Genomic DNA, 18491 nt, shown 5'->3' with positions numbered 1-18491 from the left:
GGCGGATCCGGCGGAGACCTACTCCCCCGCGGGCGACGACCAGAGCGCCGGGTACGAGTGCCCGAGCTCGATCACGAGACCGCGCAGCGCCGGCAGCGACAGGCCGATCACGCAGCTCGGCGCCCCCTCGATGCGCTCGATGAACGCGCCCGCAAGGCCGTCGATCGCGAAGCCGCCCGCCAGTTCGAGCGGTTCCCCCGTCGCGACGTACGCCTCCAGCTCGGCGTCAGCGAGATCGGCCGACAGTTCCACCCGTGCGGTGTCGACGGATCCTGCCGCGCCGCGCGCTTCGCCGCCCGTGTGATCGATGAGCCAGTGGCCCGAGTGCAGCACACCGGCGCGCCCGCGGTGGTGCTTCGCCCGGGCGAGAGCGACCTCGGGCTCGTGGGGCTTGCCGAGGATCTCCCCGTCGAGCAGGAACATCGAGTCGCCGCCCAGCACCAGCCCGTCGATCTCGTCGCCGTGACGGCGCACCACATCCTCGGCCTTGAGACGGCCCAGGTACTCGGTGAACTCCGGGGCGCTGAGCGCGCGGCCCAGCTCGGCCTCGCGCGCGGCGATCGCCGCATCCTCGTCGACCTCCGGCGAGAAGCAGATCGGCTCGATGCCCGCCCCCCGCAGAACCGAGAGCCGGGCCGGGGACGTCGAAGCGAGGTACAAGCGCATGCGACCAGCCTACGCACCCGTGAGAAGTCCCCGGCGTCGGGGCTCACGGCTATCTCGGACGAACACGCCGTGCGCGTATCCGAAATACGTGCCGGCTCCGAATTACTGGGAGGCCTGGTCGGGACGCCTCTCAGAGAATCGCGCCTTCGTGTCGCAGCAGGGCCTCTTTCACGGGGGTGCCGAAGAGGTAGCCGCCGAGGCCGCCGTCGGTGCGCACGATCCGGTGGCAGGGCACGACGAGTGCGACGAGGTTGTTCGCGCACCCCGACGCCGCCGCTCGCACCGCCGTCGGCCGGCCGGCGAGCTCCGCCAGCTCGGTGTAGGTCACGGCCCGGCCCGCGGGCACCGCGCGCAGCGCCCGCCACACCTCGCCTCTGAAGGGGGTCTCCGGCTGGGCGACGCGCAGGCCGTCGATCGCGGCAAGGTCGCCGTCGGCGTAGGCCCGCAGGGCCGCGGCGATCCCGAACTCGTCGCCAGCGGCCGGGGCGATGCCGCGATCCGCCATTCCGGGATCGAGTCGGGCCAGCCGCTGCGCGAGGCTCCCGGCCTCCGGGTCGTCGTCGGTCGCGAAACCGGCGGCGCGCAGGGCGCCGTCTTCGGGGGTCCAGATCGCGTGGAACGGGTGGCCTGCGATGTCGACGACGGTGCGGGCCAGGGGTGCGGTGCTCATCTCGGTTCCTTTCGTGCGGCCGATTCGAGGAAGTCGGCCCAGAGGTGCTGCGTGGCGTAGCCGCGGAACGGCCGCCAGGGTTCGGCGAGGCGCACGGCCTCGCGGTCGCCGCGCACGTCGAGCGCACGGCGCAGGATCAGATCTCCCGCGGGGAAGGCGTCGGGGTCGCCGAGCGCTCGCATCGCGATCAGCTCGACGGTCCAGGGGCCGATGCCGCGGATCGCGAGCAGTTCGCGCCTGGCGCGCTCGCGGTCGGCGCCCGGGCCGAGATCCAGCCCTCCCGCGATCGCGGCGGCGAGCGCCCGCAGCGTCTCAGCGCGAGCACGGGTCAGGCCGAGCCGCGCCCGCAGCTCGTCGGCGCCGGTTCCGGCGACGCGTTCGGCGCTCGGCCTCGGGTGGAAGCCCGGCGCCGCGCCTGCGGCCTCGTCGGGGAAGGCCGCTGCGAGCCGCCCCTGCAGTGTGCGCGCCGCGGCGAGCGAGACCTGCTGGCCGAGCACCGTGCCGAGCGCGAACTCGGCCGCGTCCCTGGCCCCCGGCAGCCGCAGGCCCGGCCGGGCGGCCAGCAGGGCGCGCAGCAGCGGATCGCCGTCGAGCGCGTCCGCCACCTGCGCAGGGTCGGCGTCGAGGTCGAGCAGGCGCCGCACTGCTTGGATCGCGGGCATGGTGTCGCTCAGACCGGGCAGGGAGAGCAGGATCGGGATCCCCACCGTCGCGGCCGCCGTGCGCCCAGCATCCGACGGCACTCCGCCCCAGTCGATGCGCGCGACCGCGGTGCCGCCAGGCACGTCGATCGCGTGCGCGGTCGCGCCGTCGGCGTCGACGCGGTCGCGGCCGGGCACGGCGTGCGCCACGAGGAACGCGCGGATCGCCGACACCGCGAACGGTGCGCGGGTGCGCAGCCGCAGCGCGAGCCGGGGGCGTTCGTCGGAGGCGGCACCGCCGGAGCCGTCGGCGCCGTCGGCGGGATCCGCGCCGCCGGCGCCGGGCCGCGGCAGCCGGGAGGGCGCGATCCCGAACTCCTCGCGCATCGAGTCGCCGAACTGCCGCACGCTGCCGAACCCGGCCGCGAAGGCGATGTCGGCGAGCGGCAGGTCCGTCTGCTCGATGAGGGATCGTGCGGCGTGCGCCCGCCGCGTGCGGGCGAGCTGCAGCGGGGTCGCCCCGATCTCGTGCAGGAGCATGCGGCGCAGGTGACGCTCGCTCACGGCGAGCTCGGCGGCGAGGCCGGCGACCCCGACGGCGTCGACTGCGCCGTCGCGGATGCGGCGCACGGCCCGTGCGACGAGGTCGCCGCGCGCATCCCAGTCGCGAGTGCCGGGCAGCGCGTCGGGCCGGCAGCGCTTGCAGGCGCGGAATCCCGCGGCGACGCACGCCGCCGCGCTCGGCAGGAAGCGGCAGTTCTCCGGGCGGGGCTTGCGCGCAGGGCACGAGGGCCGGCAGTAGATGCCCGTGCTCGTGACGCAGAGGTAGACGCGCCCGTCCCAGCGCCCGTCGCGGCCCGACGCGGCGCGGTAACAGGCGTCGAAGTCGAGGGCGGGAGCTGCGGTTTCCGTGGGCACGGATCCATTGTTCCGCTCCCGGGCTGCGCGCGCACGCGGAAATCGGACATCGCAGTGCGGCTCGCACCCCGATCGAAGAGCGGTGCCGGTGATCGCCCGGCCCGCCGCGCGCATCCGCGGGGCGCCCGTTCGCTACGCTCGTCAGCATGAAGGATGTCTCCGGGCGCTCCGCCCTGCTGCGCGCCACCGTCGTGGTCGTCGCCGAGGGCGGGCTGCGCGCGCTGACCTATCGGGCCGTCGCCGCCGAGGCCGGGGTGTCGCACGGACTGGTGCGGCACCACTTCGGCACGCGGGATCAGCTCATCGCCGAGGCGATGGAGTACGCCATCGATGAGAGCCTGCGCGGCTCGAACATGCTGAGCAGCGGGCTCACCGCGCAGGAGTTCGCCGACGGCATCGAATCGCTCGCGGATCGCGAGGCCGGCATCCAGTCGTTCCAGTACGAGCTGCTGCTGGAGTCGCGGCGGCGGCCCGAACTGCGCCCGCTCGCCGAGCGGCACTTCCAGGCGTACCGCGAGGCGATCTCGCGGCAGCTGCACCGGATCGGCGTCGACGACTCCGAGCTCACCGAGCTGATCTGGTTCGCCCTCGACGGCATCGTGTTCAAGCAGCTCGTCGCCCCCGAGGATCCCGCGCCGGCCGTGCGACGGATCCGCGCACTCATCGAGGCGAGCATCGCGGGCTGAGCCTTCGCTCGACCGCACCGCCGCACCGGTCCAGTCGTGTCGCGCATCCGAAATCTACACTTGACTATCCATTTGGATAGTTCTAGGCTTGCGCTACCGACCGAAGGGACACACCGTCGTGCCTGACACCCAGAACGCACCCGACACCACCATCGAGTTCCTCTACCTGAGCGAGCCCGACATGATCGCTGCCGGCGTCACCGACATGGCCGCCTGCGTCGACACGATGAGCGAGATGCTCGTCGACTTCAAGCGCGGCGACTACCGCATGGCGGGCGTCGAGAACGATCTGCACGGCGCGCAGATCTACTTCCCCCAGGAGTCGCCCTTCGAGGGCATGCCGCTCGACGGACCGGACCGCCGCTTCATGGCGATGCCCGCCTACCTCGGCGGCAGCTTCCAGACCGCCGGCTGCAAGTGGTACGGCTCGAACGTCGAGAACCGCAAGATCGGCCTGCCCCGCTCGATCCTCATGTTCACGCTCAACGACAAGGACACGGGCGCGCCCCTCGCCCACATGTCGGCGAACCTGCTGAGCGCCTACCGCACCGGCGCGATCCCGGGCGTCGGCGCCCGCTACCTCGCCCGCGAAGACGCGAAGGTCGTCGGCATCGCCGGCCCCGGCCCCATGAACCGCACCTCGCTCGAAGCGCTCGTCGCCGTGCGCCCCGGCATCGACACCGTCAAGGTGTTCGGCCGCAGCCAGGGCAGCATCGACGCCTACATCGGCTGGGTGCGCGAGAACTTCCCCGGCATCACCACCATCGAACAGGTCGACTCGCTGCAGGGCGCGGTCGAGGGCGCCGACATCGTGAGCATCGCGATCCCGAGCCCCTCGGGCGTGGAGCACTACCCCTACGTCGCCGACGAATGGGTGAAGCCCGGCGCGCTCGTGCTCTGCTCGGCGCACCTCGCGCTCGAGGAGAGCCTCGTGCAGCGCGCCCGCCACGTCGCCGACGCCCGCAGCATCTACGAGGCCTGGGGCGCCGAGCTGCCCGGCAACGCCCACGACACCGTCGGCATCTGGGGCATGGCCCTCGTCGACCGCGTGCGCGACGGCCGCATGGCCCCCGAGCAGTTCGAGGATCTCGGCGAGATCATCGAGGGCGACACCCGCGGCCGCACGAGCGACGACGAGGTCTTCATCTACTCGGTCGGCGGCATGCCCGTCGAGGACGTCGCCTGGGCGACGCGCGTCTACCGCAACGCCGTCGAGCGCGGCATCGGCACGAAGCTGAAGCTCTGGGACAAGCCCGCCCTGGCCTGACGCCCGATCGCCCCGCCGACCGCACCGGGCGCGGAGCGGCAGGGCCCACCCCAGCACAGAAGCACGCTCCGCCGGGCGGGGCGGCAGAACGGAAGAGGATCGAATGGATCTGCAGAAGACCGATGTGGTCGTGGTCGGCGCCGGCGCCGTGGGCGCGATGGCGCTGTGGCAGCTGAGCAAGCGCGAGGGCCTCGACGTCGTGGGCATCGAACAGTACGGCCGGGTGCACTCGCACGGCTCCTACGCGGGCGAGACGCGGGTGTTCCGCACCGCGGTGCACGAGGGCGGCACCTACGTGAAGATGATCCAGCGCTCGCGCGCGCTGTGGCGCGAGCTCGAGGCGGAGTCGGGCCGCGACATCTACTCCGAGGTCGGCTGCCTCTCGATCGCGCCCGAGGGCTTCCCCGACCTCGAGGTTGCGATGGCCAACGTGCGCGAGTTCGACATCCCCCACCGCGTGCTCTCGAACGAGGAGCTGCGCGCCGAGTACCCGCAGCACATCGTGAACGACGACGACATCGCGCTGCTCGATGAGCACGGCGGCGGGCTGCGCCCCGAGGTGGCCGTGATGAGCGCGCTCGACCTCGCCGAGCAGAACGGCGCACGACTCTTCTTCAACACCCCCGTGATCGACATCGAGGAGCGCGCCGACGGCGTCGTCGTGCGCACCACGCAGGGCGCCTGGCTCGCGGGCACCGTCGTGATCGCGTCGGGCTCGTGGTCGACGCGCCTGCGCCCGCAGCTGAACGAGCTGCTCCGCATGCAGGTGCTGGGGCTCACCTGGTTCATGCCGAAGGATCCCGAGGCGTTCGTGCCCGCGAAGTTCCCGGCGTTCCTGCGCGACGCGGGTGCCGTGCACTTCTTCGGCGCGCCCAGCTTCGACGGCTACGCATTCAAGGCCTGCACGAACCCCGAGTGGCCGGTGTTCCGCGACGTCTCCGAGGTGCCGACGCATCACACCCGTGAGGAGCTGATCCGCATCGGCCAGCGCGCCGCCGAGCTCTTCGACGGCGTGAACCCCGAGCCGGTGCGCGAGAGCGTGCACCACTGCGCCTACACGCCCGACCGCCTGCCGGTGGTCGACCGCACGGATCGCGTCGTCACCATCACGGGGCTCTCGGGTCACGGCTTCAAGTTCTCGCCGCAGCTCGGCGAGTGGGCCGCGCAGCTGGTGCAGGGCGAGGAGAACACGGTGGATCCGCGCTTCGCGCTCGCCGAGCACATGCAGCGCCTCGCCGAGCTCGGCCCCTACACCGGCGGCGGCCACTAACCCCCACCCTGCCCTCCTGCCCCTGTCCCTGTCCCTGCTTCCCCGCAGTCCACTCCCACGCGCACCTGGCGCCAATAGTTCTACTTCATATAGAGTTATTGGCGTCAGTGACGAGAGGGGATCCATGACCCAGCAGGCCATACCCGTAGAGGTCGCGCACCTCTCGAAGCGCTTCGGCAGCGTGCAGGCCGTGCACGACCTCAGCTTCACCGCACAGCCGGGCCGCGTCACCGGCTTCCTCGGCCCGAACGGCTCGGGCAAGACCACCACGCTCGGCATGGTGCTCGGGCTCCTGCGCCCCGACTCCGGCACGGCCAGCATCGGCGGCACGCCCTACACCGCGCTGGATCACCCGGCGCTCACCGTGGGATCGGCGCTCTCCGCCAACTTCCACCCCGCCCACACAGGACGGGCGGACCTCGACATCGTGCGACGCGCCATCGGCGTGCCCGCCGCACGCGTCGACGAGAAACTCGCGCTCGTCGGCCTCGAAGGCGCGGCCGACCGCAAGACGGGCACCTACTCTCTCGGCATGCGCCAGCGACTCTCCCTCGCGGCGGCCCTGCTCGGAGACCCCCAGGTGCTCCTCCTCGACGAGCCCATCAACGGCCTCGACCCCGAGGGCATCCGCTGGATCCGCCTCTTCCTGCAGCACCTCGCGAGCGAGGGCAAGACCGTGCTGCTGTCGTCGCACCTGCTGAGCGAAGTGCAGCAGACCGTCGACGACGTCGTGGTGATCCGCCGCGGCGAACTCGCCTTCGCGGGCACCCTGGCCGAACTGCAGCGCGGCGACGGCGAGCGCACCGTGCTCGTCTCGGCGGCAGATCGGCCCGGTCTCGCGCAGGCGCTGCAGCAGGCGGGCGCCCAGGTGCACGGCGTGCGGGGCGAGACGATGCGCGTGAGCGGATTCGAACCCGCCGCGGTCGGGGAGATCGCGCTCGACGCCGGCATCGCGCTCTCCCACCTGAGCGTCGAGGAGAGCGAGCTGGAGCAGAGCTTCCTCGAACTCATCGAGGACGGCGACGCGAACCCGCCGACCGACACCCCTGCATCGACCCCCGCCGACTCCGAAGGAGGTGCGCGATGAGCGACTCGCGCGTCGTACGCAGCCTCTCCTCCGAGTGGCGCAAGGTGCTCTCCACCAAGCTGTGGTGGATTCTGGCGATCGTCATCGCGGCCTACTCCGCAATGATCGCGTCGATGTTCGCGTTCATGTTCAGCGCGATGGGCGACATGCTCGCCGGAGCCGGAGCCGGAGCCGGAGCGCCGCAGCTGCCGGCGCAGAGCGCCGCCAACATGGTCTACTCCTCGGTCTCGACCTTCGGATACGTCGTCCCGCTGCTGCTCGGCGCACTCACGGCGACGGGCGAGCTGCGGCACCGCACGCTCGGGCTCACCTTCACGCTCGAACCGCGACGCGGCCTCGTGCTGCTGAGCAAGACCGCCGTGCTGATCGTCTTCGGCGTGCTGCTCGGGGCCGCCGGCCTTCTCGGCGCGGTCGGCGCGGGCGCGGGCGTGACGGCCGCAACGGGCGGCGACCCGATGCTCGGCTCGGGCGAGACCTGGGCGGTGATCGGGCGCGTGCTCGCAGCGCTCGGCATCTGGGCCGTCATCGGGTTCGGGATCGGCGTGCTCGTGCGCAACCAGGCCATCGCCATCGTCATCGCGCTCGTATTCACCCAGTTCGTCGAACCGCTGCTGCGAACCGGCGCGCAGTTCTGGGAGTGGAGCGCGCAGATCGCGAAGTTCCTGCCCGGGGCGGCGACCGACTCGTTCGTGGGGGCGAGTGTGATGAGCAGCCTCTCGTCGCTCGACCCCTCGGTGCCGCAGGGATCGAGCGCACTCGGCATCTGGGCCGGCCTCGCCGTGCTCGTCGCGTACGCGGTGGTGGCCGTGGCGGCCGGCTGGCTGCTGCGCTGGAGACGCGACGTGGTCTAAGGCCCCGCGATCCGCCCCCTCACCGCAGTTCAGGGCGTGGATCGCAGCTCAAGCGGAGCTTCTCGCCGAGTTTCTCCGCCTGAGCTGCGATCCACGCCCTGAGCTGCGGGGGCTCGAGGGCTCGGGGGCTCGGGGGCTCGGGGATAGATCTGGAGAGGGGGGCTCAGCGCGGGCGCAGGGGGGAGTGCTGCCCCACCCATGAGAACATGGCGACGGCGGCTGCCGCGCTCGCGTTGATCGAGCGGGTCGACCCGTACTGAGTGATCTCGACCACGGCCTGCGCCGCCGCAATCGCCTCGGCCGTGAGCCCCGGCCCCTCCTGACCGAACAGCATCACGCAGCGCTCGGGCCACTCGAAGGTCTCCATGGGCACGCAGCCTGGCACGTTGTCGATCGCGATGATCGGGATCCCCTCCTCGCGCGCCCACTCGACGAGCGCCGCCACGTCGGGCCGGTGCACCACGTGCTGGTAGCGGTCGGTGACCATCGCGCCCCGCTTGTTCCACCGGCGGCGGCCGACGATGTGCACCGTGTCCGCGGCGAAGGCGTTGGCGCTGCGCACGATCGAACCGATGTTCATGTCGTGCTGCCAGTTCTCGATCGCCACGTGGAACGGATGCCGGTGCTCGTCGAGATCCGCCACAATCGCCTCCATGCGCCAGTAGCGGTAGCGATCGATCACGTTGCGGGTGTCGCCGTGCTCGAGCAGTTCGGGGTCGTAGTGCTCGCCGGCGGGCCACGCGTCGCGGCCTCCCGGCCACGGGCCGACGCCCGCCGTGGTGCGCTCCGGGTGCGGATCGGCCGCGGTCTCGGGGGCGCTGAGGTGTTCGGGATCCGGAAGCTGACTCACCGCCCCATTCTCCCACCCGCGCCGCCCGATCAAGGCGCCGCGGGGCGCTCCCACGATTCGATACCGCCGGGCACCACGCTGAAGAGCGGGTGGGCGCTCGGCTCACCGGCATCCTCCCAGCGCGCAGCGTCCTCCGGGCTGCGCTCGTGCAGCTTGCGGCCGAGATGCTCCCACTCGTAGTCGAGCTGCCCGCGCGCGACCGGAATCGCCGCACCGAACTCGGCGACCGGCGTCGGCTGCAGGATCCGCCCCGCATCGAAGCGATAGCCCCGATCCGCCGCCTCCGCAGCGACAACCCCGAGGTAGGCGCCCACCGCGGCGAGCGGATCGGCCTGCGCCCGGAACCGCTCCAGCTGCGGATGGGTGCGGTAGCCGCGGGTGCGGCCGGCGAGCACGGCCTGCGCGAGCAGCGTCTCGCGCCAGCAGGCCAGCAGCCCCATGCGGTCGAGGTGCCGGGGGTGGATCGACCAGATCCTCATCGGCCTCCGTCGGAGGCGGCCGCGAGCCGGCCCAGCTCGTCGCCGGTGAGTTCGAGCGTGAGCGAGGCGAGGAGCGCCGTCAGCTGCCCCGTGCTGCGCGCGCTCGCGATCGGCGCCGCCACCGTGGACTGGGCGCGCAGCCACGCGAGCGAGACGGCCGCCACCGGCGCATCGTGCGCCGCCGCGACCTCGTCGAGCTCCGCGAGCACGGCGCGGCCGCGGTCGTCGAGGTAGGAGACCGCGTCGCCCGCGCGCGGGCTCGCCCCGGGTGCGGCCGCGTCGGCGGTGTCGCGGTACTTCCCGGCGAGGAAGCCCTTCGCGAGCGAGAAGTAGGGGAACACCGCGAGGCGCTCGCGCTCGGCTGCATCGCGCAAGCCGTTCGTCTCGAACTCGCGCTCCACGAGGTTGTAGTGGGGCTGCAGGGCGACGGGCAGGTGGTACCCGCCCTCGCGGGCGATGCGGAACCACTCGGCCACCCGCTCGGCCGTGTAGTTGGAGACCCCGATCGCACGCACCTTGCCGGCGTCGACGAGCGCGGAGAACGCCTCGACGGTCTGCTCGAGCGGGGTCTCGGCGTCGTCGAAGTGCGCGTAGTAGAGGTCGATGCGGTCGGTCTGCAGGCGCTGCAGGGAGGCGTCCGCCGCGGCGCGCACGGTGCCGGCGGCGAGGCCCTGGAACTGCGGGTGGGTCGACACCTTCGTGGCGAGCACCACATCGTCGCGGTTGCCGCGGGCGGCGATCCACTCCCCGATGATCGTCTCGGACTCCCCGCCGCCGTTGCCCGGCGCCCAGTGCGAGTACCCGTCGGCCGTGTCGACGAAGTCGCCGCCGCCCGCGAGGAACGCGTCGAGCACATCGAACGAGGTCGCCCGGTCGGCCGTCCAGCCGAACACGTTGCCGCCGAGGGCGAGCGCGGAGATCTCGATGTCGGACGAGCCGATGCGGGTGCGAGCGGGTGCGGTCATAGTGGGGTCTCCTTCGATCGATACGCCACCGACGCTAGCAGCGGAGCCTCGACCGCACCCGCAGATGACGGCGTGCGTCGCCGGGCGCTACTGGTTCGAGAACGCCGAGTCGAAGGCGGCCTCGGGGCGCTTCCAGAGCAGCGAGCGGATGCGCCCGACAGCTTCGGCGGCGCCGTGCAGTCGATCCATGCCGGCGTCCTCCCACTCGATCGAGATCGGGCCGGCGTAGCCGATCGACGCGAGTGCCCGGAACCCGTCCTCCCAGTGCGTGTCGCCGTGCCCGGTGGAGACGAAGTCCCAGCCGCGACGCGGGTCGCCCCACGGCAGATGGGACCCGAGGATGCCCGAGCGCCCCGTGGGCGGCCGCAGCCGCGTGTCCTTGCAGTCGACGTGGCAGATGCGGTCGGCGAAGTCGACGATGAAACCGATCGGGTCGATGCCCTGCCACACGAGATGGCTCGGATCCCAGTTGATGCCGAACGCGTGCCGGTGGTCGATCGCTTCGATCGCGCGCACTGTCGTCCAGTAGTCGTAGGCGATCTCGGAGGGGTGCACCTCGTGCGCGTACCGCACCCCCTCGGAGTCGAAGACGTCGAGGATCGGGTTCCACCGCCGCGCGAAATCCTCGTAACCCTCGTCGATGACCTCGGCCGGCACGGGTGGGAACATCGCCACGTAGGGCCAGATCTTCGACCCGGTGAAGCCCGTGACGACGTCGGCGCCGAGCTTGCGGGCGACGCGGGCGGCGCGCTGCATGTCCTCGGCTGCGCGCTGCCGCACCCCCTCAGGGTCGCCGTCGCCCCACACGTAGGGGCGCACGATCGCCTGATGCCGGAAGTCGATGGGGTCGTCGCAGACGGCCTGCCCGGCGAGGTGGTTGGAGATCGCCCACACGCGCAGGCCGTGGCGGTCGAGGATCTCGAGCCGCGACCGCAGGTAGGCATCGTCTTCGTCGGCGCGGGCCAGATCGAGGTGGTCGCCGGAGGCGGCGATCTCGAGCCCGTCGTAGCCCCATTCCGCGGCCAGCCGGGCCACCTCCTCGAAGGGCAGGTCGGCCCACTGGCCGGTGAACAGGGTGACGGGATGCGATGCGTCATGCGTCATGTCGGGGGCTCCTTCGCTGCTGCAGCTCGGTGAGGAAATCGAAGGTGATGCGGGCGAGCTCGTGCTGGCTCTCGGCGAGAGGGCGCCAGATCGACGCCGCCGTGGCGATGGTGTCGTTGTCGCCGGTGAAGCTCTCGAGCGTGAGGGGCCCGGCGTAGCCGACGTCGTCGAGGGCGTCGAGGATCGCGGGCCAGTCGGTGTGGTCAGGGCCGGCGGGCCCGCGATCGTTGCCGCACACCTGCATCACGACGAGGTGGGATCCGGCGGCGCGGATCGCCGCCGCCGGCGAGCGCTCCTCGATATTGAGGTGGTAGGCGTCGAGGGCGAGCCCGACGCCCGATCCGAGCAGCGGCTCCAGGGCGTCGAGCGCCTGAGCGACCGTGTTGACGAGGCTCGTCTCGTAGCGGTTGAGCGGCTCGATGGCGAGCGTCACGCCGCGCTCGGCGGCGTAGTCGGCGACGGGCCGCAGCGCTTCGCGCAGCGTCTCGACCGCGACCGCGCGCTCACCGGCGCTCATGCGCCAGACGCGGCCCGTGCGGGCGGTGAAGGGGCCCGCGACGGTGGGCGACCCGACCGCGACCGCCGCATCGACGCAGTGCCGCAGATAGTGCTGAGTGCCCTCGCGCAGCGCGTCGTCGAGCAGGTCTCGGCCCTCGCCCATCGCGCCGACCACCCGCGCGTCCATGTCGAGCGCGGCGAGCCGCTCGGTGGCGAGCGCCGGCGACCAGTCGCCGGGCGACTCGACGGGCAGTTCGAGCAGTTCATAGCCGATCCCCCGCGCTTCCCGGGCGATACCGGCGAGCGCGTCATCGTCGAGGGGCGAGGCCCACACCCAGGTGTTGACTCCGAGCTGTCGCCGCATATCGTTCCTCCTTGCCCGAGCTGCTCATGCCGGCCTGGTGTCCAGCGGGAGCAGGTCTCTCGGAGACGTATCAAGGTTCGCGTGGCGCGTCAGCGACACGCGGGGATCCCTTGCCCGAGTCTCCGAGAGGCCTGCTCCCGCGGGCTACCGCATGGCCTAGGGGATGACCCGATCCTGCCAGACCTGCGGGTAGCCCGGCAGATCCTCGCCGCCGAACTTCGCGTAGTGGCCGTCGGGCATGCCCTCGTTGCGCTTCAGGTAGTCGTCGAGCTCTTCCGCGGTGATGGGGCTCTGCGGCAGCACCCACTCGGTCGGCACCTGCTCACCGGCGAAGATCTTCTCCATCGCGAGCAGCGGGGTGCGCCACTGGAAGTTGGAGTAGACGGGGGCGAGGCCGGTGAGGCCCGTGTCCTTCCACTTGCGCAGGAAGCTCAGCTCGTCCTCGCCGGTCATCACCGGGTAGGGCTTGCCGGCGTCCTCGAAGGCTTCGATCGCCGCGACCGCGCCGTCGCCGGCATCCATCCAGATGCCCTGCACGTCGCCCTTCGCGAGCTCGTCGGAGATGATCTTCTTGATCTCGGCGGGGTCGGCTCCGGTGAAGTAGTCGACCGCTTCGATGCCGGCCTCGTCGAACAGCTTGTCGGCCGCGGCCCAGCGCTGCTCGAGCACGTCGACGCCGGGCAGGATGCGCAGCGCGACGACCTTGTCGCCCTTCTCGAGGTTGTCGATCAGGAACTCGGCGGTGTCGATGCCCCAGGCGAAGCCGCCGATCGGGTGGATGAACGTGACGGCGCAGTCGGTCTGGACGCCGCGGTCGAAGACCACGACGGGCTTGCCGGTCGCGCAGGCGCGCTCCACGGCGGGTGTCATCGCGGCCGTGGAGTTCGGCGAGATGATGAAGCCGTCGCAGTTGCCCTCGGCGATGAAGTAGTCGATGTCGGCGATCTGGGTGTCGTCGCTGTCCTTCGCGTCACGCGTCTCCATCTCGGAGAACGCGCCCGACTCCTGCAGCACCTTCAGCTGCTCGTTCATCGTGATCCAGCCGGTCTGCCGCCACGGGTTCGAGATCGAGGCATTCGCGAAGCACAGCTTCTTCGCCCCCTCGGAGGCGTACTCCGCGGTATCGCGCATCTCGGCGTTGATGGTCTGCAGGTACGGCTGCTCGGCGGGCCCTTCGGGCACGACCGAGCGCTCGGCGTTCTGCTTGTCGAAGAGCTCCTGGTCGAACCACTCGGCCGACGAGGTCTCCTCGCTGGTCTCCTCCGCCGGGGTCTCCACCGATGGATCGGTGGTGCACCCCGCCAGCAGGATCAGCGATGCCGCGCCGACGAGGCTCGCCGTAATGCTCAGCGATCGTTTCATGATCGATTCTCCTTCGTGTGTGCGCCCCGCGCGGCGACGGTGCCCGCGGGATCGGGTGACGGGGTGCTCCCCGTCGGTTCCGGCCCGGTCGTGACCCGGGGAGGTTCGTCGGCGCCGCGGCGCCTGCGAGCGCCGAACGCGACGCCCGAGTAGGCGACGGCGGCGATGATGATGGCACCTTGGATGGCGTCGCGCATGGTGGACGGCACCGAGGTGAAGTTGAGCAGTGTGAAGAGCGTCTCGAGGGCGAAGGCGCCGGCGAGGGCGCCCCACACGGATCCTCGGCCGCCGCCGAGCACGACGCCGCCGAGCACCACCGCGGTGATGGCCGTGAACTCGTAGCCCCGGCCGACCGATGGGTGCACGCCGGCGTAGCCGACGAGCAGCACGCCTGCGACGGTGGCGGAGAGCGACGAGATGACGAAGGCGATGGTCTTCGTGCGCCACACGGACGCTCCGGCGAAGAGGCCCGCTGCGGGGTTGTCGCCGATCGCGATGAGGGTGCGCCCGAACGGTCGCCGGGACAGCCAGGCCGCGAGCGCCAGCACGGCGGCGAGCACCACCACGGCCCAGGGCAGCATGCCGATGATGGGCAGCCCTTCGATGCCGCCGCGGCCCACCTGCCGGAACGAGTCGGCGGGGTTCCCGGTGGCGGCGCCGCCGGTCCACCACATGACGCCTCCGTAGAGGGCGAGCATCATGCCGAGGGTCACGATGAACGACGGCACTCTGAGCAGCGTGGTGACGAGGCCGTTCACGATGCCCACGACCGTGCCGAGCACGACGAGCAGCAGCAGCACGGGCAGCGCCTTCGAGTCGTCCTGTCCGATGAGGGTGCCCGCGAGCACCACCTGGGTGGTGACGAGCGACCCCTGCGAGAGGTCGAACTCACCGCTCACGATCACGAAGTACTGGCCGATCGCCACGATCGCGATCGGCGCCACCCGCTGGATGTAGCGTACGAACTGTCCGGGCTCGGCGAAGGCGGGGTTGAGCACGGCGACGGTGACGAGCAGCACGACGAGCAGCAGGTAGACGGCGCCGCGCGGGCTGACGAGCGTGCGGGCGAAGCGGGCGATGCCGGTGATCCCGGCCGCGGATGCGGACTGCGCGGCGTTCATCGCGCACCTCCCTCGGTCATCGCCTCGATGGTCTCGGGGGGCGCGGCGTCGGCCCCCGAGCGGGTGAAGCGCTCGCGGCGGGCCACGAGCCGGCGCCGCGAGTACACGGCCACGGCGATCACGATGACCGCGCCGCGCACCACGTCCTTCAGGAACGGGGTGACCTGCAGCACGCTCATGAGGTTGTCGATCACGGCGAAGATGGCGACGCCGCCGATCGTGCCCCAGATCGAGCCGCGTCCGCCCGCGAGCAGTGTGCCGCCCAGCACGACCGCGGCGATCGAGAGCAGGTCGTAACCGCCCTGCACGCCCACGGTGGGGCTGCCGACGCCGAGTCGGCTCGCGAGCAGCAGGCCGGCGATCCCCGCGAACACCGAGCAGATGATGTGCGCCCAGATGAGGGGCCGCCGCGTGCGCACGCCGGAGAGGCGCGCGACCTCGGCGTTGCCGCCGACCGCGAAGAGGTGGTGCCCGAAGCTGCTGCGGGCGAGCAGGAACGCGACGGCGCCGGCGAGCGCGAGCATCACGATCGTCGAGACCGGCACCGGCCCGATGCCGGTCGCGCCGAAGAGCTGGAAGGCCCACGGCACCGATCCGGCGGTCCCCTTGTAGTTGGTGTCGAGATAGCCCTTGAGGATCAGCCCGACCCCGAGCGTGGTGACGAAGCCGTGCACCTTGAGGAAGGTGACGATGAACCCGTTCGCGAGCCCGATCAGCGCGGCGACCCCGAGCGCGAGCAGCACGCCGGGCACGACCATGCCGGGCTGGCCGTTCATGGTCTGGGCGGCGATGAGGCTGGTGAGGCTCACCACGTAGGGCACGGAGAGGTCGAGGGAGCCGCCGAGGATCACGAGCGTCTGCCCGATCGCGACGAAGCCGAGCACGCTCATGCCCGTGAGGATGTCGCGGATGCTGCCCGGGCTGAAGAGGTTGCGGCCGACGGTGGCGACCAGCACGGCGCTCAGGGCGAGCACCGCGATCAGCGCGATGAAGACGATCACGGTCGTGTCGAGCCCTTGCAGGCGTGCTTTCAGCGCGGCCATCACTGCTCTCCCCCGCCGTCGGTGGTGGTTCCGGGTGCGGCGCCCGTCGCGAGCGCGAGCACGGTTTCCTCAGCGGATCCCGGGGGCAGTTCGCCCGCGATCCGGCCGTCGCGCATCACGAGGATGCGGTCGGCCATGCCGATCACCTCGGGCAGTTCGCTCGACACGAAGAGGATCGCGACGCCCCGCTTGGCGAGATCGCGGATGAGCTGGTAGACCGCGATCTTCGCGCCCACGTCGATACCGCGGGTGGGCTCGTCGAGCAGCACCACGCGGGGCGAGGTCGCGAGCCACTTCGCGAGCACCACTTTCTGCTGGTTGCCGCCGGAGAGCGCCTGCACCTCCTGCCCGAGGCCCTGGCTCACGAGTTCGAGCGCGGTGAAGATGCCCGGGACCTCGGCGCGCTTGGCGCGGGTGCGGCCGGGGAAGACGCTGCGGATCGCGAGAAGCGCGTTGTCGAGGATCGACTGGTGCAGGGCGAGTCCGCTGCGCTTACGATCCTCGGTGACGAGCGCGATGCCCCGCCGCACCGCCTGGCGCGGACGGCGGATGGTCGTCGCGGCGCCCGCGATCCGCAGTTCCCCGCGGGTGAACGGCGCGGCGCCGAAGATCGCCTCGACGAGCTCGGTGCGGCCCGAGCCCTGCAGGCCGGAGACGCCGACGACCTCCCCGGCGCGCAGTTCGAGGTCGATGCCTTCGAGCTGCGGGTTGCCGCCGCCCCGCACCGACACGAGGGCGTCGCCGAGTTCGGTGCCGGGCTCGGGGTCCGGGAAGTAGGCGCTGATGGGCCGCCCCACCATGCGCCGTACGAGGGTGGCCTGGTCGAGTTCGGCGGCCGGGCCGCTCGACACGAGCGCCCCGTCCTTCATCACGGTGATGGTGTCGCAGAGGTCGAAGATCTCCTTCAGCCGGTGCGAGACGTAGAGGATCGCGACGCCGCGGTCGCGCAGACGGCGGATCACGCGGTACAGGATCGCCACCTCGTGGTCGGCGAGGGCGGCGGTGGGCTCGTCCATCGAGATGACCCGGGCGTCGATCGAGAGCGCCTTCACGATCTCGACGATCTGCTGCTCGGCGACGGTGAGCCCGCCGACGGCCGCGTCGGGCGAGATGCCGGCGATGCCGAGGTCGGCGAGCAGTTCCCGGGTCGCCCGGCGCATCGCGGCAGTGTCGACGATGCCGAAGCGAAGCGGTTCGCGGCCGAGGAAGACGTTCTGCGCCACGGTGCGGTCGGCGAGCAGGTTGAACTCCTGAAACACCGTCGCGACGCCGGCGTTGGCGGCCTCGACGGGGTGACCGAAGTCGACGCGCTCGCCGTCGAGGAGCACGTCGCCGCCGTCACGCCGGTGCACGCCCGCGATGATCTTCATGAGCGTCGACTTGCCGGCGCCGTTCTCGCCGACGAGGCCGTGCACGGTCCCCGGCACGAGGTCGAGGGAGACCCCGTGCAGCACCTCGACGCCGAAGAACTGCTTGCGCACGTCGACGGCTGAGAGCACTGGGGCGGATCGGGTGGCGTTCACGCCTCGCTCACCTCCGCCCAGCCGCCGCTGCGCACCGACTCGAGCACCGCGTCGGTGACGACGGCGGCACGAGCACCGTCGTCGAAGGTGGGGACCCCGTCGCGGGTGTCGCCGGCGGCGAGCGCGTAGGCATCGGCGACGAATGCGTTGAACGCGTCCTGATAGCCCTGGGGGTGTCCCGCCGGCAGTTGCGCCAGGCGGGCCGCGGCGGCTGAGAGCGTGTCGGGGTCGCGGCGCAGCAGCAGCGAGTGGCCGCGACGCCCCACCCACAGCCGTTCGGGGTCTTCCTGCTCGAAGCGCACGCTCTCGCGGGTGCCTGCGATCTCGAGCACGAGGCCGTTCTTGCGACCGGGCGCCACCTGCGAGACGAGGAGGGAACCGATGCCGCCGCCCGCGAGTTCGACGGTGAGTGCGACCGCGTCTTCGGTGTCGACGGCCTGCCCGCCGCGTTCGGCGTGCACGGTGCGTGAGGTCGCCACGAGCCGGGTGATGCGGTCGCCGCTCACGAACTCGACGAGGTCGACGAGGTGGGATCCGATGTCGGCGAAGGCTCGCGAGGGGCCGCCGGAGTCGGTGGTGACGCGCCAGTTCTCGTCTTGCGCGTCGAGCAGCCAGTCTTGCAGGTACTGGCCGGATACGGTCAGCACGGTGCCGGTCTCGCCGGTGGCGATGCGGGCGCGCGCCTCGCGCACCATGGGGTGGTAGCGGTAGACGAAGGGCACGGCGCCGATGCGGCCCGCGGCGCGCGCCTCCGCGGCGAGTTCGCGGGCTTCGGCGGCGGTCGTGGCGAGGGGCTTCTCGCAGATCACGTGCGAGCCGGCTCGCAGGGCGGATCGGGTGTAGCCGAGGTGGCTGCGGTTGGGGGTGCAGACGTGCACGAACGGCAGGCCTGCCGCGAGCAGTTCGTCGGGGGCGAGGGCTTGCTCGTAGCCGAGCTGGGCCGCGGCACTCGCCGCACGCTCGGGCGTCGATGAGGCGATCGCGGCGAGCCGGGCGCCGGCCGTGCGGGCGGCCAGCGTGTGGGTGCGCGCCATGAATCCCGCTCCGAGCATGCCGATGCTCGGAGGGTGCGGCGCGGAGCCTGTCTGCGGTGACATGCTCTCATTGTGCTGGCACCTCACCCACT

The 18491-nt window shown here is 71.7% G+C and carries 18 protein-coding genes; 5 read left to right on the top strand and 13 right to left on the bottom strand.

Annotated features, from left to right (window positions below; all coding sequences use genetic code 11):
• Positions 1 to 18: 18 nt before the first annotated feature.
• The 3 genes from H629_RS0111035 to H629_RS0111025 form a co-directional block, all read right to left on the bottom strand.
• Complete coding sequence (locus H629_RS0111035) at positions 19 to 666, bottom strand: Maf family protein (protein WP_024357315.1); 648 nt, start codon at positions 664 to 666, stop codon at positions 19 to 21.
• A gap of 130 nt (positions 667 to 796) precedes the next feature.
• On the bottom strand, positions 797 to 1336 hold the full coding sequence (locus tag H629_RS0111030) for a methylated-DNA--[protein]-cysteine S-methyltransferase (RefSeq protein ID WP_024357314.1): 540 nt from the start codon (positions 1334 to 1336) through the stop codon (positions 797 to 799).
• Positions 1333 to 2895 (bottom strand): DNA-3-methyladenine glycosylase 2 family protein, encoded by a 1563-nt coding sequence (locus H629_RS0111025; protein WP_024357313.1) that lies wholly within the window; start codon positions 2893 to 2895, stop codon positions 1333 to 1335. Before H629_RS0111025 ends, H629_RS0111030 begins: the two co-directional genes overlap by 4 nt.
• A 146-nt stretch (positions 2896 to 3041) precedes the next feature.
• Here H629_RS0111025 and H629_RS0111020 point away from each other — a divergent pair, with 146 nt between their 5' ends.
• The 5 genes from H629_RS0111020 to H629_RS0111000 all read left to right on the top strand — a co-directional run bounded on the left by H629_RS0111020 (position 3042) and on the right by H629_RS0111000 (position 8056).
• A complete protein-coding gene (locus H629_RS0111020; RefSeq protein WP_024357312.1) occupies positions 3042 to 3581 on the top strand; it encodes a TetR/AcrR family transcriptional regulator in 540 nt (179 codons plus the stop codon).
• Positions 3582 to 3699: 118 nt separating this feature from the next.
• Positions 3700 to 4848 carry a tyramine oxidase subunit B gene (locus tag H629_RS0111015; RefSeq protein WP_029746894.1) on the top strand — a complete coding sequence of 383 codons (1149 nt, stop codon included), beginning with the start codon at positions 3700 to 3702 and terminating at the stop codon, positions 4846 to 4848.
• A gap of 103 nt (positions 4849 to 4951) precedes the next feature.
• On the top strand, positions 4952 to 6118 hold the full coding sequence (gene solA / locus H629_RS0111010) for an N-methyl-L-tryptophan oxidase (RefSeq protein ID WP_024357310.1): 1167 nt from the start codon (positions 4952 to 4954) through the stop codon (positions 6116 to 6118).
• A 124-nt stretch (positions 6119 to 6242) separates the two neighbouring features.
• Positions 6243 to 7205, top strand: a complete 963-nt coding sequence (locus tag H629_RS0111005) for an ABC transporter ATP-binding protein (RefSeq protein WP_024357309.1) — start codon at positions 6243 to 6245, stop codon at positions 7203 to 7205.
• A complete protein-coding gene (locus tag H629_RS0111000) occupies positions 7202 to 8056 on the top strand; it encodes an ABC transporter permease (protein WP_024357308.1) in 855 nt (284 codons plus the stop codon). The genes H629_RS0111005 and H629_RS0111000 overlap by 4 nt, the downstream gene beginning before the upstream one ends.
• Before the next feature lie 163 nt (positions 8057 to 8219).
• Here H629_RS0111000 and H629_RS0110995 read toward each other — a convergent pair whose 3' ends face one another.
• The 10 genes from H629_RS0110995 to H629_RS0110950 all read right to left on the bottom strand — a co-directional run bounded on the left by H629_RS0110995 (position 8220) and on the right by H629_RS0110950 (position 18462).
• Positions 8220 to 8906 carry a TrmH family RNA methyltransferase gene (locus tag H629_RS0110995; protein WP_024357307.1) on the bottom strand — a complete coding sequence of 229 codons (687 nt, stop codon included), beginning with the start codon at positions 8904 to 8906 and terminating at the stop codon, positions 8220 to 8222.
• Positions 8907 to 8935: 29 nt separating this feature from the next.
• The gene (locus tag H629_RS0110990; protein ID WP_024357306.1) at positions 8936 to 9385 is read right to left on the bottom strand and encodes a pyrimidine dimer DNA glycosylase/endonuclease V; all 450 of its coding nucleotides are present in this window, start codon (positions 9383 to 9385) and stop codon (positions 8936 to 8938) included.
• Complete coding sequence (locus H629_RS0110985; RefSeq protein WP_024357305.1) at positions 9382 to 10350, bottom strand: aldo/keto reductase; 969 nt, start codon at positions 10348 to 10350, stop codon at positions 9382 to 9384. Before H629_RS0110985 ends, H629_RS0110990 begins: the two co-directional genes overlap by 4 nt.
• Before the next feature lie 87 nt (positions 10351 to 10437).
• Positions 10438 to 11454 carry a sugar phosphate isomerase/epimerase family protein gene (locus tag H629_RS0110980; RefSeq protein ID WP_024357304.1) on the bottom strand — a complete coding sequence of 339 codons (1017 nt, stop codon included), beginning with the start codon at positions 11452 to 11454 and terminating at the stop codon, positions 10438 to 10440.
• Positions 11444 to 12316, bottom strand: coding sequence for a sugar phosphate isomerase/epimerase family protein (locus tag H629_RS0110975; RefSeq protein WP_024357303.1), 873 nt, complete (start codon positions 12314 to 12316; stop codon positions 11444 to 11446). The genes H629_RS0110980 and H629_RS0110975 overlap by 11 nt, the downstream gene beginning before the upstream one ends.
• Positions 12317 to 12472: 156 nt before the next feature.
• Complete coding sequence (locus tag H629_RS0110970; RefSeq protein ID WP_024357302.1) at positions 12473 to 13678, bottom strand: substrate-binding domain-containing protein; 1206 nt, start codon at positions 13676 to 13678, stop codon at positions 12473 to 12475.
• Positions 13675 to 14799: an ABC transporter permease gene (locus tag H629_RS0110965; RefSeq protein WP_024357301.1), complete on the bottom strand. Its 1125-nt coding sequence runs from the start codon at positions 14797 to 14799 to the stop codon at positions 13675 to 13677. The genes H629_RS0110970 and H629_RS0110965 overlap by 4 nt, the downstream gene beginning before the upstream one ends.
• Positions 14796 to 15842 carry an ABC transporter permease gene (locus H629_RS0110960; protein ID WP_024357300.1) on the bottom strand — a complete coding sequence of 349 codons (1047 nt, stop codon included), beginning with the start codon at positions 15840 to 15842 and terminating at the stop codon, positions 14796 to 14798. Before H629_RS0110960 ends, H629_RS0110965 begins: the two co-directional genes overlap by 4 nt.
• Complete coding sequence (locus H629_RS0110955) at positions 15842 to 17365, bottom strand: sugar ABC transporter ATP-binding protein (protein WP_024357299.1); 1524 nt, start codon at positions 17363 to 17365, stop codon at positions 15842 to 15844. Before H629_RS0110955 ends, H629_RS0110960 begins: the two co-directional genes overlap by 1 nt.
• Entirely contained in the window at positions 17362 to 18462 is a 1101-nt protein-coding gene (locus tag H629_RS0110950) for a Gfo/Idh/MocA family protein (protein ID WP_029746891.1), read from the bottom strand. The genes H629_RS0110955 and H629_RS0110950 overlap by 4 nt, the downstream gene beginning before the upstream one ends.
• Positions 18463 to 18491 lie beyond the last annotated feature (29 nt).

This window comes from Leucobacter chironomi DSM 19883, assembly GCF_000421845.1.
GTDB lineage: Bacteria > Actinomycetota > Actinomycetes > Actinomycetales > Microbacteriaceae > Leucobacter > Leucobacter chironomi.
The sequence above is the reverse complement of the archived record's forward strand: the minus strand, read 5'-3'. Positions and strand labels throughout refer to the sequence as shown.

What these genes read in the sequence shown, in the direction of transcription:
- H629_RS0110965 (WP_024357301.1), bottom strand. Translation starts at nt 14,799, where the DNA reads ATGAACGCCGCGCAGTCCGCATCCGCGGCCGGGATCACCGGCATCGCC.
- H629_RS0110985 (WP_024357305.1), bottom strand. Translation starts at nt 10,350, where the DNA reads ATGACCGCACCCGCTCGCACCCGCATCGGCTCGTCCGACATCGAGATC.
- H629_RS0111035 (WP_024357315.1), bottom strand. Translation starts at nt 666, where the DNA reads ATGCGCTTGTACCTCGCTTCGACGTCCCCGGCCCGGCTCTCGGTTCTG.
- H629_RS0111020 (WP_024357312.1), top strand. Translation starts at nt 3,042, where the DNA reads ATGAAGGATGTCTCCGGGCGCTCCGCCCTGCTGCGCGCCACCGTCGTG.
- H629_RS0111000 (WP_024357308.1), top strand. Translation starts at nt 7,202, where the DNA reads ATGAGCGACTCGCGCGTCGTACGCAGCCTCTCCTCCGAGTGGCGCAAG.
- H629_RS0110970 (WP_024357302.1), bottom strand. Translation starts at nt 13,678, where the DNA reads ATGAAACGATCGCTGAGCATTACGGCGAGCCTCGTCGGCGCGGCATCG.
- H629_RS0110960 (WP_024357300.1), bottom strand. Translation starts at nt 15,842, where the DNA reads ATGGCCGCGCTGAAAGCACGCCTGCAAGGGCTCGACACGACCGTGATC.
- solA (WP_024357310.1), top strand. Translation starts at nt 4,952, where the DNA reads ATGGATCTGCAGAAGACCGATGTGGTCGTGGTCGGCGCCGGCGCCGTG.
- H629_RS0110990 (WP_024357306.1), bottom strand. Translation starts at nt 9,385, where the DNA reads ATGAGGATCTGGTCGATCCACCCCCGGCACCTCGACCGCATGGGGCTG.
- H629_RS0110950 (WP_029746891.1), bottom strand. Translation starts at nt 18,462, where the DNA reads ATGTCACCGCAGACAGGCTCCGCGCCGCACCCTCCGAGCATCGGCATG.
- H629_RS0111030 (WP_024357314.1), bottom strand. Translation starts at nt 1,336, where the DNA reads ATGAGCACCGCACCCCTGGCCCGCACCGTCGTCGACATCGCAGGCCAC.
- H629_RS0110975 (WP_024357303.1), bottom strand. Translation starts at nt 12,316, where the DNA reads ATGCGGCGACAGCTCGGAGTCAACACCTGGGTGTGGGCCTCGCCCCTC.
- H629_RS0111005 (WP_024357309.1), top strand. Translation starts at nt 6,243, where the DNA reads ATGACCCAGCAGGCCATACCCGTAGAGGTCGCGCACCTCTCGAAGCGC.
- H629_RS0110980 (WP_024357304.1), bottom strand. Translation starts at nt 11,454, where the DNA reads ATGACGCATGACGCATCGCATCCCGTCACCCTGTTCACCGGCCAGTGG.